Source organism: Nocardia sp. NPDC049220 (assembly GCF_040647855.1).
Taxonomy (GTDB): domain Bacteria; phylum Actinomycetota; class Actinomycetes; order Mycobacteriales; family Mycobacteriaceae; genus Nocardia.
In genome coordinates, this window is record NZ_JBEZDA010000004.1 from 57,334 (window position 1) to 71,483 (window position 14,150).

7 protein-coding genes are annotated in these 14,150 nt (G+C 65.3%); 4 read left to right on the forward strand and 3 right to left on the reverse strand.

Annotated elements, in window-relative coordinates; all coding sequences use genetic code 11:
* Positions 1–20: 20 nt before the first annotated feature.
* From AB0C34_RS14180 to hutC, 3 genes are all read right to left on the reverse strand, one after another.
* On the reverse strand, positions 21–5,483 hold the full coding sequence (locus AB0C34_RS14180) for a carboxyl transferase domain-containing protein (protein ID WP_357071505.1): 5,463 nt from the start codon (positions 5,481–5,483) through the stop codon (positions 21–23).
* Between the two features lie 884 nt (positions 5,484–6,367).
* Entirely contained in the window at positions 6,368–7,651 is a 1,284-nt protein-coding gene (locus AB0C34_RS14185) for a cytochrome P450 (RefSeq protein ID WP_357071508.1), read from the reverse strand.
* 221 nt (positions 7,652–7,872) lie between these two features.
* The gene (gene hutC / locus AB0C34_RS14190; RefSeq protein WP_357071511.1) at positions 7,873–8,625 is read right to left on the reverse strand and encodes a histidine utilization repressor; all 753 of its coding nucleotides are present in this window, start codon (positions 8,623–8,625) and stop codon (positions 7,873–7,875) included.
* Positions 8,626–8,834: 209 nt separating this feature from the next.
* On the opposite strand from hutC, the gene AB0C34_RS14195 reads away from it, so the two are divergent.
* The 4 genes from AB0C34_RS14195 to hutG are packed head-to-tail and all read left to right on the forward strand — an operon-like array spanning position 8,835 to position 14,143.
* The gene (locus AB0C34_RS14195) at positions 8,835–10,271 is read left to right on the forward strand and encodes a cytosine permease (RefSeq protein WP_357071514.1); all 1,437 of its coding nucleotides are present in this window, start codon (positions 8,835–8,837) and stop codon (positions 10,269–10,271) included.
* Positions 10,268–11,968 carry a urocanate hydratase gene (gene hutU, locus AB0C34_RS14200; RefSeq protein WP_357071517.1) on the forward strand — a complete coding sequence of 567 codons (1,701 nt, stop codon included), beginning with the start codon at positions 10,268–10,270 and terminating at the stop codon, positions 11,966–11,968. Before AB0C34_RS14195 ends, hutU begins: the two co-directional genes overlap by 4 nt.
* Positions 11,969–11,972: 4 nt before the next feature.
* Positions 11,973–13,154, forward strand: coding sequence for an imidazolonepropionase (hutI, locus tag AB0C34_RS14205; protein ID WP_357071520.1), 1,182 nt, complete (start codon positions 11,973–11,975; stop codon positions 13,152–13,154).
* 26 nt (positions 13,155–13,180) lie between these two features.
* Positions 13,181–14,143, forward strand: a complete 963-nt coding sequence (gene hutG / locus AB0C34_RS14210) for a formimidoylglutamase (protein ID WP_357072228.1) — start codon at positions 13,181–13,183, stop codon at positions 14,141–14,143.
* The last annotated feature ends 7 nt before the right edge of the window (positions 14,144–14,150 follow it).

Here is a 14,150-nt window from a genome sequence, read left to right on the forward strand (position 1 = left end):
GATCTTGGGCCAATGATCGGTTACGGCAGCCGAGCCTGGATGGCCTCGATGATGCGTGGACGCAGCTCGGCGGCACGGATGACGGCGTCGACGGAGCCGACTTCGACGGCACGCTGGATGTTGTGCACGCCGTCGAACTCTGTCGCCACTTCGCCGAGTTTCTCGGCACGGACCGTCGAGCGGAGTTCGTCGAGTTCCGCTTTCAACGCGCCGCGATCGGCCCCGGACGCGGCCGCGACACGGGTCTCGAGATCCCGGACACGAGAATCAGCGGCCGTGCGAACGTTGACGTCTCCCGAGAACACCACAGCTGCGGCGGGGGCTCCGCCGAGCACCGACGCGAACGATCCCTCCAACGCGAGCACGGTCATGTTCGGGTTCAGCGCTTTCGAGAACACCACGAACGCGCCGCCGTGATATCGCGAGATCACGCAGAACACAATGGGTCCGCGGAAGTTCACGATCGCACGGCCGATCTCGGCGCCGTACTCCAGTTGCAGTTTCCGCATCGACTCCGGCGAGCCATCGAAGCCGGACAGATTCGCCAGCACCACCAGCGGCCGATTACCACTGGCCGAGTTGATGGCTCGGGCTGCCTTCTGCGAAGACCGTGGGAACAGGGTGCCCGCGGTGTAAGCGTCCGGGCCGTCGGTGGGCGGGAAACCGCGCCGTTGCACCGACTGCGACTCGATGCCGAGCGCGCACACCGGCATGCCGCCGAGATGCATGTCTTGCACCACCGCGGTCTCCGCGTCGGCCATACCCGCCCAGCGTTCCAGGACCGGGTGGTCCTGGTCGGACAGCGCGCGCATCACGGTCCGGATATCGAACGGCTTCTTGCGGTCCCGGTTGGCCTCGGCGGAGAAGATCTCACCGACTGTGGTGAAATCGCTGCCCTCGATGACATGCGGGAACTCGGAGATGTCGCGGTCGACCGGGTCAGTTGTGCTCGCCCGCCGTGGTGTGTCTTCGCCGGGTGCCACGTACGAGTGGTCGTAGTACGACATCAACACGTCCCGCGCGGCGGTCAGGTTGGGCGCCCAGTACTGCGCCTGACCATTCGGGCCCATGACCCGGTCGTAACCGCCGATGCCGAAGTTGTCCTCGGCCGAAACACCACCGGAGAAGTCCAGCGACTGCTTACCGGTGAGGACCATCGCCGATTCCGGCGTCATCACCAGGATGCCCTTGGTGTGCATGAGCATCGTCGCCTCGGCGTTCCAATACGGTTGCGCACCAACGTTGATGCCCGCGACCACGATGTTGATCTCGCCGCCGTCCTGAGTGAACTCGACGATGCGCTTGAGTGCCGCAGCCACCCAGTCCATGTTCTCCGTGCCGGAGCTCATCGAGATCCTGGCGCCAGAGGACAGCGCGTACCACTCCAGCGGCACCCGCATCTGTTCGGCCAGATCCAGTGCGGCGATCACGCGGCGGCATTCCGGCTCCGACAGCGCGCCGAGCGACTTCGTCGGGTCGCCGAGCAGGATGACCCTGGTGACGCCATCCGGATGCCGTGTGGTCGGCGTAGTGACCACGCCCGCGACGATCGCGGCAGTGTTCTGTCCCTTCGGCCGGTCGGCCGGCACCAGCACGTGGTTGTCGTCGAGATCGTGCTCGACGAAGGTGCCGAGCCTGCCGGTCAACTCATACGGGTACACCGTATTGCGGCTGCTCGCGCGCAGCACCTTCAACCGGTAGTCGTCGAGCGGTTCGACCAGTTCGACCGGCGGCTCGCCGACGGTCAGTTCGGCGCTGCCCATGGCATCGAAGGAGATGCGTACCGAGATCTTGGTCAGCTCGCCGGTCTTTCGGTCGCGCTGCCGCGCGATGAACAGAATCTCCTCCAGCCCGGCACCCGCGGTGGTCGGCAGTACCCGCTCGGCGATCGTGTCCAGTTCGGCACGGGTGATATCACTCGGCGGCCAGACGTAGACAACGATACGGTTCGTGTTGAACCGGTTCTTCGACGGCCGCTGCGACTGCGCCCGGCGGATCGAGTCGAGGCAGGTGGCGATGGTGTCCTCGGCGGTCGGCAGCGCGAGGAGCCGGCCTTCGTGTTCGCGCAACTCGGTCAGGTTGCGCACCTGCGCGAACGCAACGAGGCGGTCGTCGGACGGGTTGTCCCACGCCACGCATCGGAAGAGGTAAACCTCCTCGTCCGACGACGGAAGCCGGGTGAGGTCGAACTTGCTCAACCGCTCCAGCTGCATCCGCTGTGCGATGTACGGATGCAAGCCGCGGATCAGCCGCTCCTCGGTCATCCCGGTGGCCGACCTTCGGAAGGTGAAGTGGTGGTGCATCACCGCTCCACGGCTGCCAGCCACGGTCGCGGTGATCCGGTGCACCTGATTCGGCAACAGGTGCGCGTTGACGACGTCGTGCAGCGCGGCCGCCATCGCGGCGAAGTCCTCCGGCTGCTTCTCCCAGGCGACGTAGATGTCGGCGTCGATGGCGTCCTCGCCGACGGCCAACTCCGCCAGGCGACTCAACGCGCTGCCCAGCGCTTCGAAACGCACTGCGGCGGAGACCACGCTCGCGCCCGCACGCTCGGCGACGACAAACGTGCAGCCATCGATCTCGCTAGTGCGAACTGCGGTAATCCCCTTGTTGCCGTAGTACCGCCGAGTCAGCACTTCCAGCATGATCGCGTTGTCCAGGTCGTCGCGGACAAGCCGCTGACCGAGCAGCCGCACCAGCGGTTCGGTGCTACCCACCATCGCGGCGATGCGTTCGGTGCGGTCCGACGCGTCCGGATGTGCATCCAGATGGCGCAGGTGGTTGCGGACGTCGGCGTACACCCGGGCACGGTTGCGGCGCAGTAGCGGCTGGCCGAACCAAGCGAACACCACGCCGCGCGCTAGGTCGGCGACCACGGGGAAGCGGACCTGCGTGGCAGCGACCAGTCGCTCGAGGGCGACACCGACGGACTCGCGCGCCGTCTCATCCGGCAGCGGCCCCCGCAGCCATGCGCGCAGCAAGGTCGCGACAACCGTGGCCGCGGCGCCGGCACGCTGTTGGGCGAGGAAGATCCGGAAAACCGCACCTTCGAGATCGGGGGAGCGCTCCAGCTCGGTGACACCGTAGTGGCCGAGTGCCTTGGCCAGTTTGGCCTGGAATTTCTCCGGCAGCCCGGCCCGCCCGACGTCGAGGCTCTGCAGGTAGATGTGAAAATGCTCGCGGGCGCTGTGCACATGGCCGGCAGCGCCGCCATCCTCGGCCGCGGGCCGGTTGCGACTCAGCTCGGCGAGATCAGCGAAAACGTCGAGAAGTTCGAGTTCGCCGACCATCGACCGGTGGCCGTCATCGAGAGCCGTTTGGCGCGCGGCGAGGTAATCGTCGAGCACCCGGCCTTCGTCGTGCGGGTCGACGTCGAACCCGAGCAGCAAACTGCGCAGGTCCTCTCGGCCGCGCGTGGTGCTCTCCCACGCGGGCACCGGCCCGGGCGCAGCGGGCAGATCCAGCTCGACGGGCACCGCAGCCGAGGTGTCCTCGGTTTCGTCTTCGTCAGCGATCGGCTCCAGCCGCAGCAGTGGTGCACCGGTCTCCACCTGGGTGCCCACCGATACGGCGCATTCCTTCAGCCGCGCCTTGAACGGCGCCCGTAGCACCGTCTCCATCTTCATGCTCTCCAGCACCAGCACCGGCGCGCCTGCTTCGACCTCGGCACCGACCTGCAATGGCGTAGCGACGACCAGCGCAGGCGCGGGTGAGCGGACCACACCGCCCTCGGCGCGGCTGACCCGGTGCGTCACGCCATCCACCTCGACCAGGTGGACCGACCCGTACGTGCCGGTGACGAGGCGGTATCGCACGCCGTTCACGACGATCTGCCCGGTGTGCCGGTCGAATCGGTCGAGTTCGATGTCGGCGGTGCGAATGTCGTCACCCGCTTCGACACCCACGCGGAACCGATGCGCGCCTACTCGAGCGACGCGCACCCGGTAGCCGACGCCACGCAGCTCGAGATCCAGCGGTCGGCCGCTGTTGTGTTGAACCTGCGGGCGTCCGCCGAACGCCGTCGACAGCAGCCGCTGCCGCTCGGCGCGTTCTTCCTCCTCGTAGGCCTCGATGGCAGCCGCCGTCAGCGCGACAGCGGAGTGCCGGTGCGAGACGAGCCTGCCTTCGCCGCGGACACGGTCGATCCAGCCGGTGTCCGCGCTGGCGTCGATCACCTCGGGCTGGTCGAGCAGGTCGAGCACGAAACTCTTGTTTGTCGCGCCGCCCTCGATGATCACCGTTGTCTGCGCCATCGCCCGACGCAGCCGGCCGAGTGCCTCGTCTCGGTCACGGCCGTAGGCGATGATCTTTGCGATCATCGAGTCGAAGTCGGCGGGAATGGTGTCGCCCGTGCTGACTCCGGTGTCCACCCGGATGCCCGGCCCCGCGGGCAGATCCAACAACGCGATACGACCCGGCGAGGGTGCGAAGTCGCGATCCGGGTCCTCGGCGTTCAGTCTGGCCTCGATGGCGTGACCGCGCTCCACCGGCGGCTCGCCCTCGAGCCGGCCACCAGATGCCACGTGCAGTTGCGCCTTGACCAGGTCGAACCCGGTGGTGGACTCGGTGATCGGGTGCTCGACCTGCAGGCGAGTGTTGACCTCGAGGAACGCGAACAGCTGCTCACCAGGGTGGTACAGGAATTCGACAGTCGCCGCGCCGCGGTAACCGACCGCGAGGGCCAGTCGTTCGGCCGATGTCTTGAGTTCGGCGGTCTGCGCGGCACTGAGCACGGGCGACGCCGACTCCTCGATGACCTTCTGGTTGCGCCGCTGCACCGAGCAGTCGCGGACACCGAGCGCCCATGCGGTGCCCTGGCCATCCGCGATCACCTGGACCTCGACGTGCCGGGCACCGGTGACCAGGCGCTCCAGGAATACGATGCCGCTGCCGAACGCCCGCGCGGCCTCTTGACTGGTGCGCTCGTACGCATCAGCGAGTTCGGCCTCGTTCGTGACCACGCGGATGCCGCGTCCGCCGCCACCGGCGGTCGCCTTCAGCATCAACGGGTAGCCAATGTTCGCTGCTGCCTCGAGCGCAGCCTCCAGGGTCTCGACCGCGCCACGACTCCATGGCGCGACCGGCACACCGACCTCTTCGGCGATCAGTTTCGCACCGATCTTGTCGCCGAGCTTGCGCATGGCATCCGCGCTCGGTCCGACGAAGGTGACTCCGATCTCCGCGCAGAGTTCCGCGAACGCCGGGTCTTCGGCGACGAATCCCCAACCGACCCACGCGGCGTCGGCCTTAGTCTCCACCAGGGCGCGCTCCAGCACCTTCAGGTCGAGGTATGGCCGCGCGGACGCGGGCCCGAGGTCGTAGGCGATATCCGCTTCGCGCACGAACGTGGCGGTGCGGTCTACGTCGGTATGTAGGGCGACGGTTTCGATCCGTGCCCCGGTCTCCGCGACCAAGTCCCGAACGGCATGTATGAGCCGCATCGCGGCCTCACCACGGTTGACGATTGCGATACGGCTGAACAATCGAAGACCTTTCCTCTCCAAAAAAACAGTAGCCTGGTCGGCCGGTGAGTTTACGGCTTTGAACTGTATGTTCCGTGCAGGTGTGTCCGCGCCGAGCCCGAGATCGATCCCGTACTCGCGAGCGAACGGGTACTCAACCTCATATTCGGTTGCGGTGCAAACCGTTCCGTCACAGCAAGCATGCGACTTCCGGTCCCGAACCAACTTACATCCACCAGTGGAGGGAAAGCGGTCCGCGTGCGGACTGTCTACCATGCGGGCTCATTCGTCTGTGGTCACCGACTTCCCGCGGATGGAAGCCAAGAACATATGCCGCCACTTCGCGATGCGTAGACCAGACACCGACCCGCCGTGACTGTGTAGTTGCGCTCGATGCACACTCGCGCACTCGGCGGGCGCCCTGAGCGCAATCGCCACTATCCATACTCCTCGATATAACTATATCCACAGGTCAAGCGCGTGGACGTCGTGGTCGCGCGCCGCAGTCGATCACGCCCCACCTAGATCTCGTGTTGTTTCCTGACAAGACAAGCCAGCTTCGACAACCGGCTCACCACCGCGAACCGATCGATGCACTACGCACACCCGCGGCGGACCGCGGCGACCTGGATAACGATTTGGTATCCGGCCACCAGAACATCACCCGGGTACTCCCGACGATCCACGCGCCTCGGCGATCCGTTCGATCAACACGTGGCGCGCGGGCGCGACCACATCGGTCGTAGGTCCAACGCGATCCAGGGCCGCGGATGGGCGGCACCGCTGACCACACCGAAAACTCCGCCGCTCACAACCGTCCACGCCCACGCGGTCAACGCGCTACGTTCATCGAGCATCGGACCGCCGGGAACATCACAGGGATTCGAGTACTTCGGAGACCGCCGTCAGCTTCCCGCTGGGGGTTGGAGGCGGACAACGAGCGGGCGAGCGGCGCCCAGGGTGAGCAGGGGACTGGGTTCGATAGTTTTGTCGGATATCGGGACGAGCCGGTGGCGCTGCAGAATCATCGCGATCGCGAGCTGCATCTCAGCCATGGCGAACGTGTTCCCGATGCACAGCCTGGGGCCCGCGCCGAAAGGATAATAGCCCGGCGGATTGTCGCTTCCGCCCTCGCGTTCGTCGAAACGGTCCGGATCGAACCGCTCGGGGTCGTTCCAATACTTCCGGTGCCTGTGCATGTGGTACGAACACCACAGAACGTTGGTCCCCGCGGGAATGGAATAGCCGCCGATTTCGTCGTCCTCGGCGGCCTTCCGGAATATCTGCCAGGCTGGTGGATACAGGCGCATCGTCTCATCGATAACGCGGCGGGTATACACCAGTTGAGGCAGGACGTCCATCGTGGGGCGGCGACCTCCCAGGACCTGATCGATCTCCGCACGCAGACGCTGCTCGACCGCGGGATGTCGTCCGATCAGATACCACACCCAGGTGAGCGTGCTGGCCGTGGTCTCGTGGCCGGCGAACAGCATCGCGAACACCTCGTCCCGAAGCTCCGCGTCGGTCATACCTTCTCCGGTGTCCGCGTCCCGGGCGTGCATCATCATCGCCAGCAGACTGCCCCGATCGGCGCCGTCGTCACGGTGCTGACGGATGATCTCGTAGGTGACCTCGTCCAGCACCTGCAAGGCTCCGTGAAAACGGCGATGCCCTGGAGTCGGCACAGCGAGCGGCACCAGCGGAAACCGCAGGTAGGCCGAGAGCTCTCGGGTCGCGGTAGCGACCGCCTCGGTGAAGCGACGGGTCATGGCATCCGCCGGGTCCATGGCGAACAAAGCGCGCACCACCACCCGTAGCGTCAGGCGGCTCATCTCGGAGCGCACGTCGAGGTTCGCACCGCGCGCCGACACCTGCTGCCAGCTGTCCATGGTGGAATCGATCGTGTCGGACATGAGCTCGCCGAAGGTGGCGATCCGCGAGCGGTGGAAGGCTGGTTGGAGAAGTCGCCGCTGACGCAGCCAGCCTGGTCTGGCCGCCATGAACAGACCGTTGCCGAACATTGCGCGCGCCATGGTGTAGGTCGGACCGCCGCGATCGTAGTTGCGCTGGTGCCGCTTGAGTATGTGATCGACGTCGTCGGGGTGGTTGATCAACACGAACGGCATTCCGACGAGATCGACAGAAACGATGTCGCCGTACTCCTCGATCAATTCGGACAGAAAGGTCAATGGGGACCGTTGAAACGCGAAGGCCGACCTCACCTTGCCGCGCGGTCCGGGCGGTCGCACGGGCTGTCCGGATGTCGATGATGTCCGCGATGCAGTCGGCATGATTATTATCTTCTCCGTCGAATTATGCTGACCCAATACATAATTCGGCTGTTGCCATGCCCGGTCAAGTAGGGAGACCCCCACACTTCGCCGATCGGATACACCAACACCCCCACGGTTCAATGACTCGTGAAGGTGCCTTCCAACCTGTTGCGTGATCCCGGGTGGACCAAACGGGCCACGCTGACCAGCCCACGTGCCGACCATGTCCGCCGACGTATCAAGAGGCAGGGTTCGGACCTCTTGATACGCAGGAGGTGACATTCGTCCGCGCTGCCGAGGACTGCTTCGACGATGTGCTCACCGCGCTCCAAGGGTGCGACTTCGCTCAGATAGTTGTTCGGTGTCTGCTGCGTGAAGTCTTGGCCGAGGTATCCGGGGGCTTCGCCCGGGTTGACGTATCTGTCTTCGACCTGGATCGGTGTGTCATCTTCGAAATGCACCATCAGGGAGTGGAAGACGGTGCCACGTAGCAAATCCTGAATGATCGGGCCGGCCGTGTCGGCCGGTTCCGCACGCACGTAGATCACCTCGGTGCGGTGCCGGTGGCCGCGGCGCTGAATCTCGTCGGCGATGTTCTTCACCTCGAAGAGCGAGGATGCGGTTTTCGGCGGGGCGACGAAGGTGCCGACGCCCATCATGCGCACGATCAGTCCGTCGGCGGTGAGTTCGCGCAACGCGCGATTGATCGTCATGCGGGATAGGCCGAGCGCGGCGACGAGCTGATTCTCCGACGGCAACTGGTCACCCTCGCGCCATTGGCCCGAATTGATCTGCGCGACAACGATATTCTTCACGCGCTCATAGGCAGGAGCCGAATCGGTCCCCGCTGCGTTGTACAACGCAGCGAGTTCCGCGTCCCCGATCGCCACGATTCGAACCCCTTATCCATCGACTGCATCGGTGATCATCCCATGTCGTCGGCGCAGGATCGGCCGCGCTTGACATCAGGTTGTCTATACAGGACTATACATCCTGTTCATGGAAGACGTGAGCCAGCGCACAGTGCGCACGAGATCGCCGGAATCGGCCGCACACCTCGCGCCGCACCAGCCGGACTCGCGGGAAGAGAGACAGGCCTATGACCATCGACGAACCATCCGAAGTCGTCCTCGCGCCGGAGCGTCACACCATCGACGTCATCCCCGACGACGAACGGCATGGCTCCCCGTTCAGTCAGTTCACCCTCTGGTTCGGCGCCAACATGCAGATCACCGCGATCGTCGACGGCGCATTGGCCGTAGTGTTCGGGGCCGATGCGATCTGGGCGATCCTGGGCCTGCTCATCGGCAATGTCCTCGGCGGCGCGGTCATGGCACTGCACTCCGCGCAGGGACCGAAGCTCGGACTTCCGCAGATGATTTCGAGCCGCGCCCAGTTCGGGGTCTTCGGTGCGGTGCTGCCGCTGATACTCGTGGTGCTGATGTATCTCGGGTTCGCCGCCACCGGCAGCGTTCTCGCCGGCCAGGCGATCAACAAGATCCTGCACATCGATAGTCCGACCGTCGGCATCGTCATCTTCGGTGTGCTCACCGCGTTCGTGGCGGTGACCGGGTACAAACTCATCCACATCGTCGGGCGCATCGCGACGGTCCTCGGTGTTGTCGGCTTCACCTACCTGGCGGTCAGGCTGTTCGCCGAATACGACGTCTCGGCGGTCGTCGGGGTCAAGGGCTTCGACATCGTCACCTTCCTGCTCGCTATCTCGCTCGGCGCGGGCTGGCAGTTGACCTTCGGACCCTACGTCGCGGACTACTCCCGCTACCTGCCGCGCAGCACGAACGCTCGTGCGACATTCTGGTCGACCTTCGCGGGTAGCGTGATCGGGTCGCAGTGGGCGATGACCTTCGGTGCGCTGGTCGCCGCCGCCGCGGGCAAGGCATTCCTGGGTGACCAGGTCGGCTTCGTCGGCAACCTCGCCGGACCCGCCGTCGTCGCGACGCTGATCTACCTTGTGGTGCTCGTCGGCAAGTTGACCGTCAACTGTCTCAATGCCTACGGCGGCTTCATGTCGATCCTCACCACGGTGACCGCGTTCAATGGGCAGTCCAAGATTTCCACCGCCGCTCGCACCGCCTACATCGTCGGCTTCACCGCGGTGTCGGTGGTCATCGCGGTCGGCGCCAGTGCCGACTTCTTGAACAACTTCAAGAACTTCGTGCTGGTGCTACTGATGGTCTTCACGCCGTGGAGCGCCATCAACCTCACCGACTACTACCTGATCTCGAAAGAGAAGGTGGATGTCCCCGCGCTCTACGATCCAGACGCACGTTACGGCCGCTGGAACAGCACCGCCATAGTGTGCTACGTGATCGGTGTACTCGCCCAGATCCCGTTCCTCGCCCAGAAGCTCTACACCGGGCCGATCACCGAACAGCTCGGCGGCGCGGATATCTCCTGGATCATCGGCATCGTCGTCACCGCGGCCCTGTACTACCCACTCGCGCGGCGCACCAGCAATCCGCCCGCGTCGATGATCTACCCCGTCGACCCAGCGACCACAAGGAGAACTCGATGACCGCACGGCCCACGGCTACCTCCGGCGCGCGCCACGTGTCCGCACCACGCGGCACCGATCTCACCACGCTCGGCTGGCAGCAAGAGGGTGCGCTGCGCATGCTGATGAACAATCTCGATCCCGAGGTCGCCGAACACCCGGACGAGCTGGTCGTCTACGGCGGCACCGGTAAGGCCGCGCGCACCTGGGAGGCCTTCGACGCGATGGTCCGCACGCTCGAGACCTTGAAGTCCGACGAGACCATGCTGGTGCAGTCGGGTAAGCCGGTCGGCGTGTTCCGTACCAATGAATGGGCGCCGCGCGTACTCATCGCCAACTCGAATCTGGTGGGCGATTGGGCGAACTGGGAGGAATTCCGGCGCCTGGAGCACCTCGGCCTGACTATGTACGGGCAGATGACCGCGGGCTCCTGGATCTACATCGGGACCCAGGGCATCCTGCAGGGCACCTATGAAACCTTCGGCGCGGTCGCGCGCAAGTTGGCGGCATCGGGACGGTTACCGAACAGCGGCGGCAGCCTGGCAGGCACGATCACCCTGACCGCCGGGCTCGGGGGGATGGGCGGTGCGCAGCCGCTCGCGGTGACGATGAACGGTGGTGTCGCGATCTGTGTGGACTGCGATGTGACCCGCATCGACCGCCGGATCGCACACCAGTATCTCGACACCAAGGCCGTCGACCTGGCGGATGCGTTGCAGCTGGCCATCGCGGCTCGGGATGCCCATCGTCCGTTGTCCATCGGACTCGAGGGCAATGCGGCAGAGGTGTTCCCGCAATTACTCGCGATGCAGGCGCCGATCGACATCGTGACCGATCAGACCTCGGCGCACGATCCGCTGGCCTACCTGCCGATCGGTATGGACTGCGCCGACATGAAGACGATGGCGGACAAAGATCCGGCCAAGTTCACCGAGGACGCCCGCGCCGCGATGGCCGCCCAGGTGCGGGCGATGGTCGGGTTCCTCGACCGCGGCGCCGAGGTCTTCGACTACGGCAATTCGATTCGCGATGAGGCCCGAAAGGCTGGATACGACCGAGCCTTCGACTTTCCCGGCTTCGTGCCCGCCTACATCCGGCCACTGTTCGAAGAGGGCCTCGGCCCGTTTCGGTGGGCGGCGCTGTCGGGTGATCCGAAGGATATCGCCGCCACCGACAAGGCGATCGTGGAATTGTTCCCGGACAACGCACACCTGCGGCGCTGGATCGACATGGCAGGGGAGAAGGTCGCTTTCGAAGGTCTGCCCGCCCGTATCTGCTGGCTCGGCTACGGCGAACGGCACCTCGCCGGACTGAAGTTCAACGATATGGTGGCCTCCGGCGAACTGTCCGCGCCGATCGCGATCGGGCGTGACCACCTGGACTCGGGATCGGTGGCCTCGCCGTATCGTGAGACCGAGGCGATGGCAGACGGTTCTGACGCCATCGCGGACTGGCCGCTCTTGAACGCCCTGGTGAATACTGCATCCGGTGCGTCGTGGGTATCGATCCACCACGGCGGTGGGGTGGGCATGGGCCGCTCGATCCACGCCGGGCAAGTCTGCATCGCGGACGGCACCGAACTCGCCGCAGCGAAGCTGACTCGGGTGCTGACCAATGATCCTGGTATGGGCGTGATTCGACATGTCGACGCGGGGTATCAGCACGCCATCGATGTCGCCGAAGAGCGGGGTGTGCGCGTGCCGATGGCCGAGGGCTGACGGCATGGCCTCCACCGTTCTCACCGGGATCGGCACCCTCGTCACGAACGATCCCGGACTCGGCGATGGTCGGCTCGGCGTGATCCGTGACGCTGCTGTCGTTTTCGACGACGGCATAGTGGAGTGGGTCGGCCGGTCCGGAGCTGCACCGAGTGGCGATTACGGGCACGACCTCGGCGGGCGAGCGGTGTTACCAGGCTTCGTCGAGAGCCATTCGCACCTCGTGTTCGCTGGTGAACGCGCCGATGAGTTCGGTGCACGGATGTCGGGCACGCTCTATGCGGCCGGCGGCATTCGTACCACGATCGCGGCGACTCGGGCTGCCACCGATGACGAGTTGCGTGCCAACACCCGACGGTTGATGAATGAATCGTTGCGCGCGGGTAGCACGACCGTCGAGTGTAAGACGGGGTACGGTCAGTCGGTGGACAGCGAGCTACGCAGCTCCAAGATCGCGGCCGAGTTCACCGACGAAGTCACGCTGCTCGCCGCACACGTCCCACCGCCGGAGTTCGCAGACCGTGTCGACGACTACGTGCGAATGGTCTGCGACGAGATGATCGATGCGTGTGCACCGTACGCCAAGTGGATCGATGTGTTCTGCGAGCGCGGGGCCTTCGACCGCGATCAGGCGCACGCGGTACTGACCGCCGGCATGGCGAAGGGGCTGGTCCCACGCGTGCACGGTAACCAGTTGCGGACCGGTCCCGGTGTGCAACTGGCGGTGGAACTGGGCGCCGCGTCCGTCGATCACGTCACCTACGTCACCACAGCGGACATCGACGCGCTCGCACACAGCTCGACGGTGGCGACACTACTTCCCGGTGCGGACTTTTCCACTCGTAACAAGTATCCGGACGCACGCGCGCTCATCGATGCCGGTGTCACCGTCGCGCTCGGCGCAGACTGCAATCCGGGCACGTCGTACACCACGAGCCTGCCGTTCTGCATCGCCATCGCGGTCCGGGACATGCGCATGACACCCGAGGAAGCGGTATGGTCCGCGACAGCTGGCGGGGCACGTGCGCTGCGGCGTAACGACATCGGCGTGCTGCGCCCAGGTGCGAAGGCGGATGCGATCGCCTTGGATGCACCGTCCTATCTGCATCTCGCCTACCGGCCGGGAGTCCCACTGATTCACCAGGTATGGCGAGCTGGTGCAGCGGTCGATTCCGCCAACCGATAAGGATCGAGGAGACACTCGTGCGACATATTCCCGTGGTGACTGCCTACGAGCCGTGGACCGGGCGTGACGATGGCCGCGGCGCGGAGCATTTGCGCTGGCATCACGTGGTGGAACCATATGCCACTCGGTCCGATCCCGGCGCGTGCGTCTTCATCGGGTTCGCCAGCGATGAAGGCGTGCAACGGAACAAGGGCCGCCGGGGTGCCGCAAAGGGACCGTCCGCGCTGCGGCAGGCATTGTCATCGATGGCGCTCGCCAGCCCGATCCGCGCTTTCGACGCGGGCACCGTAATGGTCGACGATGATCTGGAGGAAGGCCAGCGCGCACTGGGCTCCGTGGTGTGTGGCGCGCTCGATGCCGGGCACTTCCCGGTTGTTCTCGGCGGCGGCCACGAGGTTGCCTTCGGCACCTATCGTGGTCTGGCCGATTCGACATTGCTGGCCACGCGCCCACGCATCGGTATCCTCAACTGCGACGCCCATTTCGACCTGCGCTCGGACCAGGCGCCCAGTTCCGGTACCCCATTTCGGCAGATCTTCGATGCGGCGGACGCGGCGGGTACTTCCGTCGAATACGCGGTTGTCGGCATCAGCCAGCCGAGCAACACGGCAGCATTGTTCGACGCCGCCGACCACCTCGGTGTTCGCTACCTCGTCGACGACGAATGCGGCATCGGAAACACCACCGCTATCCAGGGGTTCGTGCTGGACTTTCTCGCCAGAGTCGACCTCGTCTATCTCACCATCGACCTCGACGTGCTGCCCGCCTCGCTAGCACCTGGCGTCAGCGCCCCCGCGGCCTTCGGCGTACCGCTGGAGAGCATCCAGCTCGTCACCGACCTACTCACAGCAAGCGGCAAGCTCGTCGTGTGCGATGTTGCCGAACTCAACCCCGAGTTCGACATCGATAACCGCACCGCACGTACCGCAGCCCGACTGATCCACCGCATCGTCACCGGACACAGTTGGCCACCCGCAGTGCGCAGTTGACGACCGC